The organism is Prosthecobacter sp., from assembly GCF_020439865.1.
GTDB lineage: Bacteria > Verrucomicrobiota > Verrucomicrobiia > Verrucomicrobiales > Verrucomicrobiaceae > Prosthecobacter.
On record NZ_JAGRPF010000052.1, the window covers coordinates 39,404 to 60,035 of the forward strand.

Here is a 20,632-nt window from a genome sequence, read left to right on the forward strand (position 1 = left end):
GCTCTGTGCACGAAGATAAACGCCTATTAATGCGAGGTGGCGGGCAGGTGTCATGCGCGGCGGTTCCAATGTCTTCATCAACAACCCACCCACAGCCATGCACCTTGGAGAAGACCACGCCGCGAGCCATACCACCGACTCATCCGCCAACGCCGCCACTTCGGCGCTCTACCGCCGTCACTGGCATTCACTCTGCGCCTTCGCCCGTTCCAGAGGCTGCGAAACCCACGATGCCGAGGATGCGGTTCAGGAGTTGTTTGCCAAACTGGTGCTGCATGATCAGCACGAGCGCGCAGCGGCCATCGTTGACCACGGCGAGCAGGCGGCGTTTTTGTTTGCGCGGCTGCGCACGCATCTGATCAAACGCTGGCAGCACCGCACGCGCCAGCGTCGCGGCGGAGGCGCTGCCTGTTTCTCGCTGAGTGATGAGACTGGCGCCGACATCGACATCGCTGACTTTCGTTCCTCTCCGGACTGCGAACTGGATCGCGACTGGGCCAGGGACGTGATCGACCGGGCCTTGAACCGCATTCGTGTGGAACTCCATCATGAGGGACGTGGAGACGTCTGGTGCTGCCTGGAAAAAAACATGATCGAAGGTTGCCGTGCCAGCCGCCCGCTGAGCGGCGCATTGCGCACGGCGTTGCATCGTGCACGTCGGCGGCTCAGGACCATCCTGTGCGAACAGGTGCAAAAGGCGAGCAGCGAAAACGCCTGCCATATGCTGCATGCGGCGCTGGCATAAAGGGGCGGCCCGGAAGGCCGTGGCTGCTGAACAGAAATAGCGATGTTGTGTCTTAGAATCCGCCTCTCCCCGCTACTTCTTTGATTGACGGTTGTTTGGGGTGCACCCACTCTCGCCGCCCTTCTCTTTTTTGATTCAACCAGCTGTATGCTTCCATGTTTTTTCGCCCGTGAGGGTGTTCGCACGTTTCTTTTCAGCCTTTTTGCCCTGGCCTTCACGAGCACAGCACTGGCGGCACCGAATGCGCCGACTTATCTGGCGGCCTATGCTTCTACCAGCACCAGTGTGGTGCTCTTGTGGAACGACAACTCCACGGACGAGACGGGTTTTGAAGTTCAATACAACACTGGAGGAGGTTGGATATCGTTTGGTACAGTGGCGGCCAATCAGACAGCTGTCGGGCTCAACACTCCCTCTGGTTTTTCGGCGCAATATCAAGTGCGGGCGGTCAATGGTAGCGGCAATTCGGCCTTCACACCAGTCGTAACGTGCACACAGGCCGCTTTCAATGCACCTGGCAGTTTGAACGGGCTGGTAAACAAGGAATCCGTCACGATCACGTGGGCGGACAATGCCACGACCGAAACAGGTTTTGAAATTGAGACGAGAAAACTGCCGAGCGGTTCATTCACCTTGCTTGGGTCCGTGGGGACGCCGACAGCGGTCGTCGACCTCACGGGTTATCTGGATCCCAATACAAGTTATGAGATTCGAGTCCGTGCTCGAACAGGAGCCTCAGCTCCCTACACGTATACTGGCTACTCAAACACCGCCAGTATCACGACGCAGTTCAATGCTCCCACGGGTCTGACGGCCACGACTGCCTCGGAGGGCACAGTGAACCTGAGCTGGGTGGACAACTCTGCCATCGAGGGCGGCTATGGGGTGTACTATCGGCTGAGCGGCAGCGGCAGCTATACCCTGCTCACCTATACGGCTGCGAATGCCACGACCTACTCGGTCACGGGACTGACCGCCGGCACCGCGTATGATTTTCAAGTCGCGGCCGCTTATCAGTCCACCGCCATCATCGAATCGGCGCGCAGCAACACCGCCACTGCGACGACGAAGGACGGCTTCACGAGCCGGACCTACCAGCCCATCACTTACAACCAGGCGTTCTCGTATCAGGCAGTGGTGAGCACGGGGTCTTCCCGTAGTTCCTGGAACATCACGGGACTGCCGACGGGGGTCACCTTCAACAGCAGCACGGGCCTCGTCTCCGGCACGCCCACGGTCACCGGCGTGTTCGTCTGCCCGATGACGGCCACGTTTGCCAACGGCTGGACGACGAACAGTTCGCTGACCCTGCGCATCATCCGCGCACCGGGAGCGCCTGTTGCGGGCACGACCATCACCACGCAAACACTTGCTTCCGGTGGGAGCACGTCGGTTTCACTCACGGGCAAGTTTTCGGATCCTGACGCCGAGTCGGCGGTACGTGTTGTCACCAATCTCGGCACAATGGACTTCATCCTCTACAACACGGCCACGCCGCAGACCGTGACGAACTTCCTGAGCTACGTCAACGCCGCCGTGAACAACTACAACGGCGCGGTGTTCCACCGCTCCGAGCCGGGATTTGTCGTGCAGGGGGGCGGCTTCAAGGTGTTGTCCTCGCCGAACAACTTCTCCTCGATCCCAACGGCCGCTTCACCCATCAATGAGCCGGGGATTTCCAACCTGCGCGGCACGGTGGCGATGGCGAAAGTCGGCACGAATCCCAACAGCGCCACGGACCAGTTCTTTGTCAATCTGGCCGACAACAGCGCGAATCTGGACAACCAGAACGGCGGCTTCACTGCGTTCGCCCGTGTGGCCGGGAACGGCATGACGGTGGCGGATGCCATGGCAGGCCTGCCGACAGTTGACTCCACCGTGAACGTGGATGGGACGCCCACCTCCTCATTGACCCATTGGCCTCTCACCTCCGCCAGCGCGACGATGGACACAAGTAAGGTGGTCTCGATCACCTCGGCGGCACCGGTGGCCGTGTTGAGCTATGCGGTGACGGGCAACACCAACTCCGGCGTCGCCACAGCGACGATCAACGGGACGAACGTGCAAATCGATGCGGTTTCAGGCGGACAGACCGATGTGACGGTCACGGCCACGGATCTCGATGGCAACACAGTGGCGCAAACCTTCACCGTGACGGTGAATCAGGTGCCGGCTTTCACCAACGGCCCCCCGCCGGGCGCCGCCGTGGTCGGCGTGCCTTACAGCTTCACCTACACCACGTCCGGTTATCCAGCGCCAACGTTCTCTCACACCGGCACACTGCCGCCGGGGTTAAGTTTGAGCACTGCTGGGGTTCTTAGCGGCACGCCCACGATGGCGGGCACGTACGCCAACATAGTCATCACAGCCGACAATGGCATTGGTACCGCGCCCACGCAGACCATCAGCATCACAGTCAATGAGGTGCCGGCATTCACCAACGGTCCGCCGCCGAGTTCGGGCACGGTGGGCTCAGCCTACACCTTCAGCTACACGGCATCGGGCTCTCCCTCGCCGACGTTTACTGTCACCTCCGGGGCACTGCCCGCGGGTTTGAGCCTGGGCACGGATGGCGTCATCTCCGGCACACCCACGACAGCGGGCGTGTCTTCGAACATCGTCGTCACCGCGAGCAACGGCGTTGGCACAGCGCCCACGCAGACCTTCAGCATCACCATTGGGAAGGGTGTGGCCACCGTGACGCTCGGCGGATTTTCACAAACCTACGATGGCAATCCGAAGCCTGTCACGGCATCCACCACGCCGGCGAATCTCGCTCTCGACATCACCTACGGAGGCTCTTCCACAGTGCCGTCGAGCCACGGCAGCTATGCGGTGGTAGCCACTGTCAACGATGACAACTACAGCGGTTCCGCCACGGGTACGCTGGTCATCGCCGGGCAGACAATCGCGAGCTGGCGCACCCAGCACTTCGACGCCGGCCAGGTCAGCGCCGGTCTGGCGAGTGACAGCGCCGACCCTGATGGCGATGGCTTGAAGAACCTCGCCGAATATGCCCTCGGCACCGATCCGTGGGTGCGCAATGCCGCTCCCACGCCTGTCGTTGACGCGAACGGGCTGACCTTGATTTTTACACGACCCAAGGATTTGCCGGACATCAGTTATGCGGCTGAATCCACGGACAATCTCGGCGGTTGGAACCCGGTGACGTTGGAAGTCATCAACGATGCACCCGTGCAAACGCTGCGTGCGCGTGACTCACTCTCCAGCGGCAATCCTTCCAGGCGCTTCATGCACCTGATCTTTGGTGTGCCTGCTGCTCCACCGTGACGCGGCGGACGGAGCTGCTTCAAATGAAGAGTTTCAACGGAAGATCCCCCGCTTGGGAGATTCTTCCTGCTGCTTTTTCAGCTCTTCCGCCCGCAGCCTTTCTGCCGTGTCTTTGTACCAGAGCGGGCCGTTGACCTTGAAGTTGTAAATAAGGTCACGGAAGTCGGCCATGAGGCGCTGGTCGTTCATGAGTGCGCCGAGGAGCCCTTTGTTGGAACTGAGGTTGGAGGCTGCCACAGCAAAGCTGTCTGCCGCCTTTCTGATGGACTGCAGGGACTCATCGGCAGTGCTCATGACCTTGTCAGCCTTGGCGATGGCGGGGTCAAGCTTGTCGAACATGGGGCTGAGCTTTTTGCTCGCTTCTTCGACATTTTTGGAGGCGTTTTTGAAGCTGGTAGCAGCATCCTTCAGTTCAGACAGTGCGGTCTTGAGGGTCTGTGCGTTCTCATCGCCAAGCACCTTGTCATCAACGCGTTTGAGTGTGTTGTGGAGGTGTTCCATGCTCTCCTTGAAGCTTTGAATGGTGGAATCGGAGAGGGCATCCTTGTTCACTTTGCCCATAGCGTCTTGGATGTCTTTGAGAGCGACGCGTACATCGTCCAGAACGACATCCACCTTCTTGCCAACTTGTTCGGCCTGACTCTGAAGGTCGTTGAGCCCGCTGCCTTTTTCGCCTTCGATGATCTTGTCGTAGTCATGCGGCAGAAAGACATCCGTTTGCTTGCCGGTGGGCTTGATCTCAACGAGGGCATCGCCCATCAGGCCGGCTGAGCCGATGGCAAAAGTGGCGTCGGCTGGGACCATGACATCTTTGAAGAGCTCCAGCTCGAGGATCACACCGGTGAAGGTGTCGTTGAGCGAAGGCTTTTTGTCCACCTTCCCCACGCGCGAGCCGCCCAGAAACACGGGTGAACCTTCCTTGATGCCGGAGGCGTTTGGAAAAGCCACCTGCAGATGGTAGGTGTCTTTGAAGACCTCACGGACCCGTCCGAACATGAGGATGAGCCCGCCGAGCAACAGTAGCCCGATGAACAGGAAGAGCCCGACGAGCATTTCGGTTTTTTTATCGCTGTCGATCATGAGGAGATAAGGTTGGGGGCAAAAGGAGGTGTGTTCAACCAGTGATGTCGGAACGACCGTTGACGAAGTCCTGCACAACAGAGTCCGAGGTGTCACGCAGCTCCGCAGGCGTTCCCAAGAAACGAATCTCGCCGCGATAGAGCATGGCCACGCGGTTGGCGATCTTGAAGACGCTGCGCATGTCGTGAGTGACGATGATGGACGTGACGTTGAACCGGCGCTGCATGCGCAGAATCATCTGATCGATGACGTCAGAGCCGATGGGGTCGAGTCCGGAATTGGGCTCGTCATAGAGGATGCATTCGCTGTGGTCGATGATGGCGCGGGCGATTCCGGTACGTTTGCGCATGCCGCCTGAAAGGCTGGTGGGGTACTTGTGGCGGTGTTCATCGAGGTCCACGGCCTGCAGTGCCTCACGGACACGGCGGTTGATTTCGCTCCGATCGCGAATGCCGTGCTCCAGCAGTGGAAACGCCACGTTCTGTTCGACGGTGAGGTTGTCGAACAGGGCGGCCCCTTGAAAGAGCATGCTCACTTTTTTGCGGATGGGGGCCATCTCGCGTTCCTTGAGCCGGTTGACGTGCATGCCGTCGACATAGATCTCTCCGCTGTCAGGTTTGATCAGACCGATGATATGTTTGATCATCACGGTCTTTCCTTCTCCGCTCGGCCCGATGATGCAAAGAGTCTCGCCATGCTGAAGCGTGAGATTGATGCCCCGGAGAACTTCCTGGCTGCCAAAACGTTTGCACACGTCTTTTAACTGGATGAACGCCTGAGTTTCTCCCTTTGGAGAAGCAGGGGATGTGAGCGTGCTGGAAGTCGGGTCTGCCATGTCTAAACGGTGCCGATGGGGAAGACGTAGTTGAGCAGGATCGAGAGAAAGAAATTTACGATCAGCAGGACGAGCGAGGAGATGACGACCGCACGGGTGGTTCCCAAGCCGACACCGACCGCGCCGTTTTCTGCGGCCAGCCCTTGGTGGCAGGAGATCAGCGTGATCAGCATGCCAAATACGAAGCCTTTGATCATTCCGATGCTGAGGTCTTCCATGTTGGTATGGTCGAGCATGTGAGTCATGTACCATGCCGAGGGCATGTCATAACCGAAGCTTGTGACCAAGTAGGAGGCGAAAAGGCCGAAGGAGATGCTCTCCGCCACCAGAAATGGCATGGATACCATCATGGCCAGGAAGCGCGGCAGCACGAGGTAGTCGACCGGATGAACGCCCATGACGCGCAGGGCATCGACCTGTTCGGTGACCTTCATGGTGCCAATGTCTGCAGCCATCGCGGCACCGACGCGTCCCGCCACCATCAGGCCGGCCAGCACCGGGCCGAGTTCGCGACACAACGCCACAGAAACAACGGCTCCCACTGTGGTTTCAAACCCGAAGTCCTTGAACTTCGCATAGCTCTGAAACGTGAAAACAGCTCCTGTGAAAGCTCCGGTTACGATGACCACCGCTTGGGATCCATACCCAATGGCAACGATTTGCTGTGCCACGAGCTTGAGCCTCCAGACCCCGGAACGAACGGCGATCATCAACTCACGCATCAGGGCGGTGAGCTGTCCGAGATAGACCAGAAAATGTAAAAAGGTGCGGCCTGGAAGTGTCAGCAGGCCTGAGGGGGAATCCATCACAGTTCATCATGACATGTTGTGGCGTGAAGGCAAATCACGGAACCGTCGGCGGAAATTGAAAGCCCCGTCTGGATTTCTCCAGACGGGGCTGTGAAAGCTTGGCTGTTATCCAAGGTAGAGATGCCTACTGGGGCGGCACACGGAAGAGCTTGCCGGTGTAGGGGCATTTGACTTCCATGCCTACCGGCAGGCCGGTCACGTCCACGAGCTGATGCTTGGCGGCAAACGGGCTGTTTACAAAGCCTGGGCGTCCTGCGATCGATGTGCCATAGGGGAGTTCAGCAACAGAACTGGGAGGTGTTGCTGCGGGCGACGGCGTCGAGGCTGGCGAGGTTGCGTTGTTCATCGCAGCCACATTGCTGTTTGCCGCAGCAGGTGTGGTCTTTGGGCGCTCAGGAGCAGAAGGAGTCGTCTTCGGGCGACTGGAAGCAACGCTCGAATTGGAAGTAGTCACACCGCCGGGAACGAGGAACGGGCGCTGGGTGTAAGGGCACACCACCTTGGAACCGGCCGACATTCCACGCACGTCGACGAGGCGGGGGGGGTTTGTGAACGGTGTGCGCACATAACCAGGGAGATCGGGTACCGCCTGGGCGACAGGCATTGTAGAAGCATTCAGCATCGACGGTGGGGGCGTAGAAGGACGCACAGGACCGACAACGGTGTTAGCAGTTGACTGCGTCGCAGCATTGTTTTGAGCCAGGATGCCAGAGCTGGATGTCGTTGAAGTCCCCAACGGCCGACTCTCTTTGGCCAAATAGGTGATGAGTCCACGAGTTTGAATCTCCTGCCATGCCTGACGTGGGGGAACGGCGCAGGATGCCAGCATGAGAGCCGCGAGGCTGGTTGTGGCTAAACGGACCGAGGAATGGGGTGCTTGAGACATAGGCGTACGCGGGACGGTTAATTTTTGAATTAGCATTCTCAATTTAACGATCTTTTTAAATTATGCAACAACAACGATGGCAATGCTGAACAACAATATTCAACTCAACCAAAATTTCCATAACAAAATCTCCTCTTGTGCGTTTCTTCATCCTACACTCTAAACCTCCTATGCAGTGGCGCATCATCACGGTGGGTAAACCCGGTCATTCGTGGGTAAAAGAAGCAATGAGCCTGTATTGGGACAGGCTCCAGCACTATGGGCGCTTTGAACACGTGGTAATTAAGGAGGCTCCGCGTGAGCGGATGGAATCGCAGATCGATAACGCATGCGCGGGAGATCTTTGTGTTCTTCTGGATGAGCGCGGCAAGCAGTTGCGCAGTCTTGAACTGGCTAGGTGGATCGAAGGTGAAGAGGTCTCGGGGCGAAAAAGAATCTGTCTCGTCATCGGAGGAGCGGATGGACATTCACCCCGCTTCCGATCCAAGGCCACCGTGTGCTGGTCTTTGTCGACGCTTACCATGCAGCATGATATCGCATTGGTCGTGCTGATTGAGCAGATTTATCGCGCCTATACCATCATGCGAGGAGAACCCTACCATAGAGAATGACGTCAGAATGTTTGGCTAATGATCAAGCTTGCCTCTCGGCGCGTTTATTGCTGAATTGAGACGCAATTCTTTGTATTTTCGCCTTGTCGAGAACTTGAGAGAAGCTAATTTTTAAATTTTCTCGACCAATCCCACCGTGGCTTCATCAGTCCTCAAAAATGTCATCCAGCCAAAGGCGCAAACGGCGCCTTTGGAGAAGATGCGTGGTGAGGCCAAGGAGCCGACAGACGAAGCCTCCGCCTCTTCGGTAGGACCATCCTTTCCGAGTGGACCCTCCAAGCCGGAGTCCGAGGACATGGAGCTGGTCCTCGGTGTTTTGGTTGAGAACGCACCGATTGCCATGGCCATGTTTGACCGGGCGATGCGCTACGTGCTCGCCAACCGGCAGTGGATTCACGAGTTCGGCCTGCAGCAGGTACAACCCCTTGTTGGCAGAAGTCAGTATGAGATTTTCCCCGGCCTTCATCCCGGCTGGCGGCAGGTTTATGAGCGTGCTCTGCAGGGCCATATCGTGCGCAGTGAGCACGATTCTCTGAGCGGGCCTGATGGCCGGCATTTGGTGTATCGGTGGGAAGTCCGGCCTTGGCGCAGGAAAAGAGATGCCACGGTCGGTGGACTGATGGTCACGTGCGAGAAATTCACCTCGCAACAGACCGCATCGGCGGACGAGGACGGTGGAACTTCCTCACCGGAGGGGGGTGATAGTCTCAAATCTGTCGCGAAAACTCCGGACCCGCTGGACTGTGCTTTGCCAATGCTTGTGCTAAATGCTCAGGGGGCGATTCTGCGTGCGAATGTCGCCGCCGCCCGTCTCACCTTGGACAAAGGAATTCAGGAGGGAACCACCTGTTTTTGGGAAGTGTTTGGCGAGGGTCGTGAGTATAGCGCCCTGCGCCAGCAGACGCTGGAAACACTTTCCTCCGTAGCCGCCGCCAACGGCAGGAATGACAGTGCTGTCATCACATGCTCGCTACACTCCGATGCGGGTTCCAATCCGTCCCGCTGGCTTGTTTCAGCACTGGCTCTCAAAAGTCCGGGAGAGTCCTCATGCCAGTTCATGCTGATGGGACTTCCGTCGGACATGGCGGCAGGCACTCAGATGCAGGTGGCTGCTCCGGTGGTCGTGCAGGCACCTGCGCCCGAAGCTCCAGCTCCCGCGATCAATCCAGTGGATGACGCCGCCATGCAGCGCATGGAGAATGAGCTGTCGCGTGCCCGGCAGGAACTTCGTACGCTTTCAGAAGCGCAGTACGCCTTCGGCAAGCGCGAGGCCAAGCTGCGCAGTTATCTTGAGGGAGTGCCCTGTGGTGTCTTCGTGCTTGATGAGCGTGGGGTGCCGGTCTTTCAAAATGAGCGTTTGGCCAAATTGCTGGGCCGACCTCTTGAAACACAACAGACAGTCGAAGACTGGCTGGCGCACGCCTGCCCAACGGAGGATCACCGTGAACAAGTCACGCTCGCGTGGCGTGAAAGCGTCTGGCGGCGTCAGCTCACGCGAACTGTGTCACTCGCCACAGCCGACGGTCTGCTCAAAGAGCTCGAGTTTCATCCCATCGCCCTCCCGGGCGGCGGGCTGCTGGTAAGCATTCAGGACACGACGGAGCACACGCGGCATGAAGAGCAGCTCCGAAGCATGGAGGCCAAACTCCGCACGTTGATGCAGGGGAGTCCGATCGCCATTGTCCTCACGGACAAAGCCGGCGTCATTTTTGAAGTCAATCAGCATGCCGAAACGCTGTTGGGACAGGCCAAGTCCGAACTGCGCCGTTATCCGCTTGATGCGTGGCTTGATCCTGACAGCGCTTCTGCCAGGCGCGATGCCCTGCGGGCGCTGCAGACCGGTGGCAGGCAGGCAGAAGCTCTGGGTGTTCGTATCAAGCGCGTGGACGGCTCCTTCTCGAGCGCCATATTGCACCTTGCCGCTGTTCCTGACGCACAGGGTGAAGCGCACTGCACCATTCATTACCTGCAGGAAGTCACGGAGCCCGAAAGCACCCCTGCTCAGGCATCTGCGCCGCCCTTGCTGTCAGACACGCATGTGACTGCATCCGTCGTCGGACAGACCAGCGCTCCGCTGCTAACCACGGATGCGAACGGCCGCGTCCGCGCATGGTCGGATCACGCGCGTCAGATGTTCGAACTCGATGCGGAGGCCGTCAGGGGGCGGCCATTGCACCAGTTCTTCCGCCCTTCCGACTCCACCGGTTTCTTCGCAGATCTCGCCCGACAGGCGGCCGATCCAAGGGCAATGTTTGAGCTTCCTTTCTTCGGCGGCAATGGCAAACGCGGCACGGTAAAGCTCAGCGCATGCATGCTGGATGACGGCGGTTTTGAACTCATCTCACATTTCATTTCCGAGATTGAAGCGCCGGTTGAGGGCGGCACTCCCAAAACCGTGAGGAAGGCCGCCACGCCGCTGGCCTTCCAAGTTGTGTCTTCGTCGAACCAGCGCTGGCCCGTCGTGGATCTCGAACGCGAAAAGCTCCTGCTCACCGAGACGCATCATCGCATCAAGAACCACCTCCAGATCATCTCCAGCCTGTTGAACATGCAGATCAACGGCGTGAGCGATCAGGATGCACGCAATGCCCTGCGCTCCAGTCAGAACAGGGTGAGAGCCATTGCCGCGCTGCATCAGCACCTCTATCAGGTCGCGCTCGGCAAGGGAGACACCTTTGGAGACTTCACGCTCGATCTCGTTGCTCATCTGCGCGAGTGCTACGAAGTCAGTGCAGACCAGATCACCGTGCGGTTGGAGATCCAGGAAGGCCCTGTCGAACAGGAGTGGCTCATGCCTCTGGCCCTCACGCTCAATGAAGCGCTCTCCAACTGTTTTGAGCATGCCTATCCTCATGGGCGTCAGGGGCTGATTACAGCCCTGCTGAGCTACACTCAGGGCAGCGGTGAACTCGTCATCAAGGATGACGGCATTGGTCTTTCGCAGGAGTTTCATCCTGGCGAAGGCAGCGGACTTGGTCTCAAAATACTGGCCGTGTTTGCCGATCAGATGCGCGGCCAGCTCTTCGTGCAGGGTAGTCCGGATCAGGGCACCGAGATCAGGCTGCGCTTTCCGCTCGTCACTCCTGAAGGATAAATCCTTTGTGTGGCACATTCCTTTTGCGAAGTCCCGCGTCTCCGTGACAGTGTCAGGTGCAATCGTTGACCACGGCCGCCATGCTGCGCCTCCTCGCGTTTCTAACGCTTGGCGTCGGCGGCATCTCTGCCCAGCAGGTGACCACTCGTTCGGATAACGTAGCGAAGGAGCTCAATGAGTGGTTTGTCAACGGCACGGCGGCCGGACTCAAGGCAATCACCTATGAAAACCGTGACGGCCAGCATTCGCCGTTAAACACCGCGCTCTATCCGCAGCTTCAGGTCTTCAAAGGTGCCGCAAACGAAAAGGGAGCCGCCACGCATCTGCGTGCTCAGCCGACGATTGGCAACTGTTCCATGGCCTCCGCGGCCACACAGCTTGGCTGCCTCCCTAGACTTTACATGATGGATCCCGGCGGCTCTCGTTTTCTTGCCCAGCAGTATCTCGCCAACAATCTCTTCATCTATCCTGAACACCAGGACTACGACATCGGCGCCAACGGCGTCGGTGGCTACGGCGACATGCTGCCGGCGAACACTCCCTGCCTGATCATCTCGCAGGGTTCCTCTTTCTCCGACCAGCCCTTCCTTCAGGCCCTGCTCTCTGCCACCGCTGCCTTCCCGCCGGACACGCAGAAACTGCTCATCGAAAAGCACCTGCTGATGCCCACGCTGCAGTCCGTTTTTCGCCGCTCAAACAAAATGGTCCAGACGCCGGAAGACTACTTCACCGGAAAGGCGCATCCGCCCGTCTTTGATGGCACGCTGATCGACGAGGAGAAAATGGTGCGCATTGCCCATGAGATGACACCTGAGAAAATCCCGGCGCTCGCAGTGTTGCACGTCATTGAGGAAACCCAGATTGAAGAGGGCAAAAACTACTTTGAACTTCCAACCTCTCATCCTTGGAAGCTCGCCGACACGCCGGTTTTCATTTCGCGCATCCTGCGTGGCAACGAGGCGGAGCACGGCATGCTCATCGGTTTCGAGAAAACCCTCAGCCTGGTCAAGGCTCCGCTGCAGATGCGCGCCACCATTCTGCAGGGTGATCCGCGTTTTGTTCACATCGATTCCGAGCCCGGCGGCAATGTCATGCGTCTTCGGGTGCGGTGGGCTCCTCCTGTCATCGCCGCCACGGGAATCCGCAGTCATCGCATTGACATCGGTGTCTTTGCCGACAACGGCGCCAGCATCAGCGCACCCGCCATCATCAGCTTCTACATGCTGCCCAACGAGATGCATTTCTACGACTCGAAGGGGCGTGTTTCGGAAGTCCATTATCAAACGCACAACCCCGACTTCGGACTTCCGCCCACCGACACCGATCCGCGCTGGGTGAAGATATTCCTCGCCTTCAGTTTAAAAGACAACGATCTCCGCGGCCGTCTGCTCGATCAGATCCTCACACCTGCCGAACGCGGCGGGCTGCAGGGGCGCTACCTGGCGCTCAAACCGCAGCTTGATGCCCTGACCGCCGCCGAACAAGATGACCAGCGCAAAGAGGAGGCCGCCAAGATGCGCACCAAACTCGGCGAGTCCATTCACCTCGCTCTCAAGGCCAGTGTTGCCGACAAGTCCGACCTGACCGTTCGTGCTGCCATTGAGAAGGTTCTCAATGTCATCGGCAATTTCCATGCCTTCTATCTGGGTTCGCAGCGTGAACTCGAAGCTCTCGCGGCCGCCTCGACAAAGTCATCGGCAGTCGCCGATGTTCGCGCGGAGATTCATCGCCTCACCATGCAGGGCGTTTTGATCGAGACAGCGTCAGGGCAGGTGGACACCATGTCTCCGCCGGACAAGCTTTCGTTGGGTGAACGTTACATGCTTCGCGGCCTCAATCTCACGCTGCTCAGCCAGGTGCTGTTCCCCGAGGTTCTCGATCGCTCCACCGCTCCCGCCTACGTCAGCCCGCGCCTCACCACGCCCAAGCAATGGCGTGATGTCTATCGTTACGATCCTGATTCGGGCAAACTCCTCGGCTGGATTCGCTACACCAAGGCGCGCCTTTTCAACTTCGACGCCGAAGGCCGCTTTCTGCCCGACGGGCCTGGAGGCAAGGCGGTTCCCGTCGTGTATTTGATGGACGACAACGGCACTCTCACGTGGCAGCCCCAGGCTGCGCCCGCGGTCGTTTCGCCGAAGTGAATCGGCGACCGTTTCGTCAGTCGTAGCTCAGCACGTCGTGCATTTCCCACGAAAGCGAGCCTCTTCCCATCCCTTCCTCGCTCCACAGTCGCAGCTGCATCGGCCCGAACGGTTCCAGCCATTTCAGCATCGGCTTCAAACTCTCCGCACCTCCGTTTTGCGCGCGCGCCTTGGCAAATAGAGTTAGAAACTCCCGCAGCTTCGTGAAGCTCACCTTCATTCGCATGCCTACGGCCAATGGCAGTCCAGGCCGCTTGAGGCTTTCCGCCATTTGAACCTGCTGTTTCCGCGATGTGCCCAGCAGAAACAGTTTTTCGTCCAGAGAAACGCAAGGCACCAGCTCTTCCGATCCAACCGGCAGTTCATAATAATAGCTCGTGAGATCGCCGCTGTGTTTGGTCTTCGCTGGTGGCAGTTCGATGGGTTGTGGCGCGGGCACCTGCTTCAGCAGCTTTTGCAACGCCGCCTCCATGTTCTGCCATGACACGCCCATCAGTGCGCGGTTCTTGATCTCATGCACCATCGCCAGACGTGGCAGGGGCACCGCTTCTCCACCCGGTGGCAGTCCTGGCAGCAGCGGCATTTTTCCGCCGACATCGAGAACAATCGCTCCGTCCCTTCCGAGCGCCTTCTGCCAGACCGTTTTCGTCCCGTCATAGACGTCGATCACAGGAGGCAGCACCGCTTGATCTACCAGCTTGAAAAGCTCGGCCGACTTTTCTCCGCCCACGCCTGCTTTGATCAGTTCGTGGGTCGTCGCATGGGCGGCGCGCATCCAGGCTTCAAAATAAGCTCTTCCGGTTCCCGTCGTCGATCCTTGCCCGCTCAGACCGAACACCACTTCAGGATCATCCAGCAAGGCAGAGAACTGTGACGTTTGGGCAAGTGCCGGCAGGTCTGCCTTCGCCAGTCCTCCGGAAATGTCCGCATGCAGTCCGCGGTCCCACCACGCCACGACCGCGGCGTTCGTGTGTTCGTGATGGTAAAACGCGCGCTCTGCCGCCGCCAGTTCGATCGCCTGTGGCTCCAGCGCCCGCGCAGCTCCCGCAAACAGCGTCTCCGATTGCAAACCCGCCAGCAGTCCGCGCACGATGGGTTGAAACGGCTGGTCCGATTGCAGGACATCCCAAAACACACCGTCCCAACACGCGATCAATCCGAGGCTCCTCATCGCATTCGCATCCAGCTTCCGCATCTCCGGCCGTGACAGGATCGAATCCTCCACCGAGTTCGCTAGCCGGATTTGCTCTTTCGATTTTGCCACCGCGAAAAACGCACGCTCTTTGCCGAGGCCGAGAGCCAGCACCCATCGTTTGCGCGCCAGCACATCGAGTCCACGGGTGATCCGGTCCTTCATTTCCGGAGCGATGCCGGGCATCGTCTTCGTCAGCGATTCCATCCATTCCCGTCGGCGCTCAGTCGTCAGAACTTGATCCATCGCGATCTCATTTACCGTGATCTGCTCGCCCTGGGTCGTCACGATGCGGGACTGGGGCGCATCTCCCAGCCAGTCAGAGAGATGAAGCTGATCGCTGAACCATTTCAGCACCTCCTCCGGTTTCGGTGACGCCACACCGATCATCACCGGCGGCATTTCGAAACGCTCCAGCAACAGGATGAGCGCCTCCAGCACCGCCGGATCCCGCAGCGCCACTTCCATCAGCTTCTTCACGTCAAAACTCGTGCCCAGACCCGCGAGAACTCCGCCGCTCATCATGCCGCGGTAAGCCGTTTCGTTGTAGAGATCGTTCAACTGCCGCAACTGCGCGAGGCTCTTCACGCTCTCATGGCCGAAAGCCAGAAACGCTTCGTTTACCACGACGTCGTGGGCTGCTGCGGGCGTTGGCGCCTTGTCTTCTGCAAACGCCGCCGTCTGGGCCCACCAGCGCGATGCCTTTAACGCCTCCACGTGCTCTTTCAGTTGCACGCTGCACACACAAAACTCCACATCGCCCGAAACTCGTTCGGCCAGCCCCAGCATTGCCGCCTCGGTCATCAAAGTCGGCTTCACCACAACGGGTGTCTCATTCTTCGCCTTCAGCAGCCCCGTCTTCTTCTTGCCGCAGCCGCAAATCAGCAGCGTCGTGAGCAAGAGGAAGGTGGCGGATCTCATGGGCATTCGTCGTTACTTCAGCGCCGCATACACCCGGTGCACATCGTCATGTCCATCCAGTGTCTGCAGGAAATCCGTCACCTCATCGCGCTGCTCATTGGTCAGTTCAGGGTACTCCTTCGGCTGATAGCTCATCTCCGAAGTCGTTACCTGCCACCCTGCCGCCTTCAGCGCTTTCGTCACCGCGTCCAGCGTGCTCGTCTGCGTAAAAAACCGCGCTCCGATGTGCCCTGCCGCCTCTTCGTCGTCGACTTCCATCGGCTCCACATTTTCCGCTTCCGCTTCGAGCGCGGCGACCTCGATGTCGAGTGACTTGTCCGCATGGTGCGCCTCGACGAGGCCCACGTGGTCAAACATCCACATCACCTTGCCCATGCTGCCGGCACGGAAGAGCACCTTGATCTCCGAGTTCGTGCGGTTGTTGTTGTCCGTGAGACATTCCACGATCACCGGCACGCGGTGCGGGGTGAAGCCCTCGTAAATGGTCGTCTCATACTGCACGGCGTCCGGTCCGGTGCCCGAGCCCTTCGCGATCGCGCGCTCGATCGTGTCGCGTGTCACGCTCTGCTTCTTCGCATTCGCCACCGCTGCCGCCAGGCGTGCGTTGTATTCCGGATGCGGTCCGCCCAGCTTGGCCGCCACCTGGATTTCACGCACGAGCTTGCCCGTGATCTTGCCCTTCTGGTCTGCGGCCATTTCCCGCCATTTCTGTTTCCATTGTGCGCCCATGATGTGTGTCTTTCAGTTCAAAGTTCAGGCGCGCATCAAAGGTGGGAGCCGTGGGAATGCAAGCCATGCTCGAAGAGCCCGGTTGCAACCTCCGCTGCCGTTCGCCAATGTCATGCCACATGTCCGAGGCAAAGGCATCCCAGCATCCGGCGCTTACGCTGAAGGAGCGCGTCGCCTGGTTCTGGGACTGGTTCAGCTCATGTGCGGACCGTCTCCACGCGACCCTCGAAGACAAGAAGGGCGCCGATCTTCAGGAGGAAACCTCCGCCGTGGTGGAGGCATGGCTTCCGCACATGGCGTGGGTTTACGGACCCGGCGAAAACAACTCCGGTCACTCGTTCACGCTTTCCGGTGAGGCTGTTTTGGCGAAACAGTTCGTGGCCGAATACTGGCTCAGCCAGGCTCCCAAGATCGACGGATGGACCTTTTTCGCCTCCCGCCAGCCGTCGGACAGTTTCGAGGGCATCTCCCTCCATTTCGAAAAAGACGACGAAACCTTCAAGCCCATCGAGTTCTGGATCTTCCCCTACGTGAACAAGGACTCCGAAAAGATCGACATCTCGGTGTGGCATCCCAGCATCAAACGCCTGCCGGAAAAAGCCCGCTTCATGGCGCTGTTCCTCATGCTCGATGAACTGCTCGGCGAGCACGGCACGCAGAACTGGATTGGTGAAATCAAATTCAGCGAGGATCAGCTTCGCCAGTCGATTCCCATCGCCGAACTGCGGGATTTGATCGATGAGACCCGGCAGGAACACGGCTGGAAAAAATATCCGCCCACGGAGGCTTACACCAGTTATCGGCTGAAGGAACAGGGCGGCGACTGGCTGCGCAGCGACACTGTGGCAGGTTCATCACGCCTATTCCGCCTTCTCGGTGACTACGTCGACGCAGAGGGTCCCTGCGAGCACCCGCTGCCTGATGTCGGTGTCGATTTCGTCTTCGTGGCCATTCCGACCGCGCACTTTCCCCAAGGCGCCCAGGTCGCAGCTCGCGGCGAGATTGAAGACGACCTCATAGCCGCTCTTGAAGCCGACGCCTCCGGCATCTCCCTCGGCGGTGCGACGGGTCACAAGCACTGCTACATCGACCTCGCCCTCTACGACGGCGACCGCAGCCTCGAGATCGTCAAACGCGTGCTGCGCAAACACCGCGTGCCGAAGCAGACCGAGATCCATTTCTTCACCACAGATCGAGGGGAACAGGCCATTTCGGTTTAAAACGACTGCTCACAAAACCGCGCCACTTCATTACGGCACCGCCTTGATTCGCAGCTTGTACCAGCGTGAACCGCCTTCTGGATCACGAATGGTCACCACAAAATGATCGTCTTTGACGGAGCTGACGACGGGCGTGCGCGTCTCGTTTTTGCCGAACCGCTTTTTGGAAACGCTCACCGTTTCGACGATGACTTTCGGAGCGGTGGTCTTGATGGCATAGACATCACTGGTGTCAGGGCCGCGGTCACCTTCGAGGCGCCAGTTCGGTTTCCAGCGGCTGCCGTTCACATAGGTGGCTTCATTGGCACCTTCATGCTTCCCAGGCTTGGCCTCGCCGCCCGGCACCATCCAGTAGATGCCTTCCTTGGTGACGTGCAACTGACTGCCGCCGTCGATCAAGGCTTCCACGGTGAACTCGGTGACGGATTCCTCACGGCCGCCGGGCGTCTGCTTTGGCGGTGACAGCAGGTCTGTTTCTTCACGTAGTTCGCGGATTTTCGCCTCGGTCGCATTCGCACCCGCCAGGTCTCCCAGCTTGAGCAAGTCCACCTTCACCTTGTCGAGCCGTGGAATGAACAACTGGTTCAGGCCGCAGATCCCTGCGAAGGCCTTGTTCACGTGATCCTTCAGCACAGTTACGGCTGCGGACGGCAGCTTTTCTGGTGGGTTCGCCTTCTCTGGCGAAGTGACCGGAAGCGTGGCGATGAGCTGGTTGATCGCATTCGCTTCTTCGAGTTTTCCTGCCTGCATCTGGTCCTTGAGCACTTCCTCCAGTTGCGTTTTCGCCTGGCTTTTAAGGCGGCCCAGTCCTTCGTCCCTTTTGGCATCGTATTCGGCGATCTCAAGGGCCAGAGCCGCAGGTAGCACCACTTTGGGTGATTCCTTGGCCGCTGCCTGTCCGGGGGGCGTCTGTTGGGCCGAAGCCATGCATGACAAGAGCAGAGTGGCACATGGAATGAAAAACGATTTCATGACGGATGGTGTGACGGTCATCCTGACTGTTTGGCACGGAACGGGGGCAGGCAATCATAAACTCACCGCGACCCGGCTCACTAAGGCAGGACCGTCGTCAAAAGGTGTTAGAGGTGAACTAAGAGCAGACCATTCAAATCGCATCCCACCACACACACCAGCGCTTGTGCTCTTTGTCTGTGATCACAAAGCCGGGACCAAATGGTCCCCTTTCGGCATCTTTGTCAGCCATCCAGAAATAGACCTCATGAGCGCTCCATGCGGAGTCCTTGGAGAAACGTTGAATGGCCTTCTCAACAGGCACCCGAGATGAGATGTGCTCAGACACGGGCGGAGGTTCCAAAACCCAGCCTCGAGCGCGGACAAGCGCATCGAACTGTTCCGGGGTGCCCTCGAACAACCAGAGATGCCTTTTGTCCTGCATTCCCCACCCATGCTCGGCGAGCAACATTCTTGCCCCAGCAGGCCAAGGTGCGCCGGTGATGCCCTCGAAGTATTTGGATTCGTTGGCAACAGTGGGAAATCTCCATGAGACAGCAGATGCGATCGCACTGCAAACAACGAACGCGGTGGGGAGCTGCATCAAGAAGCTGATGGTTTTGGCTTTCAGCTTCCGCCAGCGCCCGATCAGTACGAGCAGGCATTGGACGGGCACCAAGATAACAGCCAAAGGAATGACTCCGAATATGATGCCAGAGAAAACTAGAGCCATGATGACATGCGAAATCGTCATTGGCCCAAGGGTGAAGCGGCAAAGTTGCACTGCGGTGAAAGCCAGAGTGCATGAGGCCAATGAAATGACACCCATCATCCAAGGGCTCTCGATCCAACGACGTCTTGGAGTGGCCTCAACATTCTCGGTGCCCATGGACAGCATCGTAAGGATCGCCCGGTTCGCTAACAATCACAAAAACCGCGTGCTGCGATTGGGTGCCAGTAGTCCGACAGGTATAGTTGCCCGTCCCAATTTCACGGTTTGTCCTTGGACAAGTCTGGATAAGCCTTCTTGAAACGCCGCAACTCCTCCTTAGGAATCGGAACCTGTTCCAGCATGAATCGCTTCAACTCACGGTCATTCAAGCCGATCCATGTGGCCGTCTCATACTGATCAGGATAGGCCACAAAGTAGTTCTCACAGGTCCAGCAAAGCGATGTTTGGAACAAGAGGTCGTCGTCCTTGAAAAAGCGAACCCCATGAACCGGCATGTGGCACGCAGCACCGCCGCCGTAATCTTCCCGAGTTCGCAGCAGGCGCTGAAAGTGTTGTATGGCGAGCTTCGCGATGTCCGGTTTCGCATTCACCCGTCGGAGAATCCGCGTGGCTGACTTGTAAGGAGGAATGTCGAAGCGGTTCGCCTGCGGCAGCTTCTCCGGATCATCGGCCAGCTGAAAATCCAAAAAGAGAAGCTCCACGCGATTCGCATGTTGAAGAATGCTTGCCAGCCGCTCCCGGTAATCCGCTTCGATCACCTTTTTGGCTTTGTCGAACTTCCGGTTGGCCGACAAACGTTCATCGCCTTCCGGCTGTGCGGGATTGGGTTTGACCCCGTCCGGCAGATCCAGCGGCTCCGCGCTGCGGAGGGATGATGCCAAAGCCAGTGCAAGGCCGGCCAAAGGAAGCAGACGCGAATTCATGGGCCTCATGGTTGGACGATTATGCCGCCATCCTCGGCGCCAAGTCATCACAAAAACCGCGCCGTCTGGCTCTGCTTGCACTTCTTCACCTGCTCCGGTGTTCCGGCGGCCACAACTTTGCCGCCTTCGCTTCCGGCTTCGGGACCGATGTCGATGAGGTAGTCGGCTTCGGCGTAAACGTCGGGGTGGTGCTCGATGACGACGACGGTGTGGCCTTCATCGACGAGGCGGTGGAGGACGTCGATGAGTTTGGCGACGTCCTGGATGTGCAGGCCGATGGTCGGTTCTTCGATGAGATAGAGGTTTCGCTTCCCGGCTTTTTGAATGCCTTTGAGCTGCTCTTTGATGGTTTTGCCGTCACCACTACGGAGTTCGGTGACGAGCTTGATGCGCTGCGCCTTGCCGCCGCTGTGCGTAGGGTTGGGCTGGCCGTGTTGAACGTAGCCGAGACCGGGGTCGGCGAGAAGC

The 20,632-nt window shown here is 58.6% G+C and carries 15 protein-coding genes and 1 pseudogene; 6 read left to right on the forward strand and 10 right to left on the reverse strand.

Features of this window, described 5'->3' with window-relative positions:
- Positions 1-97: 97 nt before the first annotated feature.
- Positions 98-745, forward strand: coding sequence for a hypothetical protein (locus KDL09_RS05285; protein ID WP_294382324.1), 648 nt, complete (start codon positions 98-100; stop codon positions 743-745).
- Positions 746-892: 147 nt separating this feature from the next.
- Positions 893-4,036: an MBG domain-containing protein gene (locus KDL09_RS05290; protein ID WP_294382327.1), complete on the forward strand. Its 3,144-nt coding sequence runs from the start codon at positions 893-895 to the stop codon at positions 4,034-4,036.
- 33 nt (positions 4,037-4,069) lie between these two features.
- Here KDL09_RS05290 and KDL09_RS05295 read toward each other — a convergent pair whose 3' ends face one another.
- The 4 genes from KDL09_RS05295 to KDL09_RS05310 form a co-directional block, all read right to left on the reverse strand.
- Complete coding sequence (locus tag KDL09_RS05295; protein WP_294382330.1) at positions 4,070-5,116, reverse strand: MlaD family protein; 1,047 nt, start codon at positions 5,114-5,116, stop codon at positions 4,070-4,072.
- A gap of 34 nt (positions 5,117-5,150) precedes the next feature.
- Positions 5,151-5,951, reverse strand: a complete 801-nt coding sequence (locus KDL09_RS05300; RefSeq protein ID WP_294382331.1) for an ABC transporter ATP-binding protein — start codon at positions 5,949-5,951, stop codon at positions 5,151-5,153.
- Positions 5,952-5,953: 2 nt separating this feature from the next.
- Positions 5,954-6,757 carry an ABC transporter permease gene (locus tag KDL09_RS05305; protein ID WP_294382334.1) on the reverse strand — a complete coding sequence of 268 codons (804 nt, stop codon included), beginning with the start codon at positions 6,755-6,757 and terminating at the stop codon, positions 5,954-5,956.
- A 127-nt stretch (positions 6,758-6,884) separates the two neighbouring features.
- On the reverse strand, positions 6,885-7,364 hold the full coding sequence (locus tag KDL09_RS05310) for a hypothetical protein (RefSeq protein WP_294382335.1): 480 nt from the start codon (positions 7,362-7,364) through the stop codon (positions 6,885-6,887).
- 452 nt (positions 7,365-7,816) lie between these two features.
- Here KDL09_RS05310 and KDL09_RS05315 point away from each other — a divergent pair, with 452 nt between their 5' ends.
- The 3 genes from KDL09_RS05315 (at position 7,817) to KDL09_RS05325 (ending at position 13,495) form a co-directional block, all read left to right on the forward strand.
- The gene (locus KDL09_RS05315) at positions 7,817-8,257 is read left to right on the forward strand and encodes a 23S rRNA (pseudouridine(1915)-N(3))-methyltransferase RlmH (protein ID WP_294382337.1); all 441 of its coding nucleotides are present in this window, start codon (positions 7,817-7,819) and stop codon (positions 8,255-8,257) included.
- Between the two features lie 136 nt (positions 8,258-8,393).
- Positions 8,394-11,351: a PAS domain-containing protein gene (locus tag KDL09_RS05320; protein ID WP_294382340.1), complete on the forward strand. Its 2,958-nt coding sequence runs from the start codon at positions 8,394-8,396 to the stop codon at positions 11,349-11,351.
- A gap of 80 nt (positions 11,352-11,431) precedes the next feature.
- Positions 11,432-13,495 carry a hypothetical protein gene (locus KDL09_RS05325; RefSeq protein WP_294382343.1) on the forward strand — a complete coding sequence of 688 codons (2,064 nt, stop codon included), beginning with the start codon at positions 11,432-11,434 and terminating at the stop codon, positions 13,493-13,495.
- A 16-nt stretch (positions 13,496-13,511) separates the two neighbouring features.
- On the opposite strand, the gene KDL09_RS05330 is transcribed toward KDL09_RS05325, so the two are convergent.
- Both KDL09_RS05330 and KDL09_RS05335 read right to left on the reverse strand, forming a co-directional pair.
- Complete coding sequence (locus KDL09_RS05330; protein ID WP_294382345.1) at positions 13,512-15,608, reverse strand: hypothetical protein; 2,097 nt, start codon at positions 15,606-15,608, stop codon at positions 13,512-13,514.
- Between the two features lie 12 nt (positions 15,609-15,620).
- Positions 15,621-16,337 (reverse strand): YebC/PmpR family DNA-binding transcriptional regulator, encoded by a 717-nt coding sequence (locus tag KDL09_RS05335; protein ID WP_294382348.1) that lies wholly within the window; start codon positions 16,335-16,337, stop codon positions 15,621-15,623.
- A 119-nt stretch (positions 16,338-16,456) separates the two neighbouring features.
- Between KDL09_RS05335 and KDL09_RS05340 the strand changes: the two genes are divergently transcribed.
- Positions 16,457-17,557: a hypothetical protein gene (locus tag KDL09_RS05340; protein WP_294382351.1), complete on the forward strand. Its 1,101-nt coding sequence runs from the start codon at positions 16,457-16,459 to the stop codon at positions 17,555-17,557.
- A gap of 30 nt (positions 17,558-17,587) precedes the next feature.
- Here KDL09_RS05340 and KDL09_RS05345 read toward each other — a convergent pair whose 3' ends face one another.
- The 4 genes and pseudogenes from KDL09_RS05345 to KDL09_RS05360 all read right to left on the reverse strand — a co-directional run.
- Complete coding sequence (locus KDL09_RS05345) at positions 17,588-18,529, reverse strand: hypothetical protein (protein ID WP_294382354.1); 942 nt, start codon at positions 18,527-18,529, stop codon at positions 17,588-17,590.
- 133 nt (positions 18,530-18,662) lie between these two features.
- Complete coding sequence (locus tag KDL09_RS05350; RefSeq protein ID WP_294382357.1) at positions 18,663-19,397, reverse strand: hypothetical protein; 735 nt, start codon at positions 19,395-19,397, stop codon at positions 18,663-18,665.
- 101 nt (positions 19,398-19,498) lie between these two features.
- Positions 19,499-20,164 (reverse strand): hypothetical protein, encoded by a 666-nt coding sequence (locus KDL09_RS05355; protein ID WP_294382359.1) that lies wholly within the window; start codon positions 20,162-20,164, stop codon positions 19,499-19,501.
- A 47-nt stretch (positions 20,165-20,211) separates the two neighbouring features.
- A pseudogene (locus tag KDL09_RS05360) lies at positions 20,212-20,632 on the reverse strand (excinuclease ABC subunit A); the annotation flags it as partial.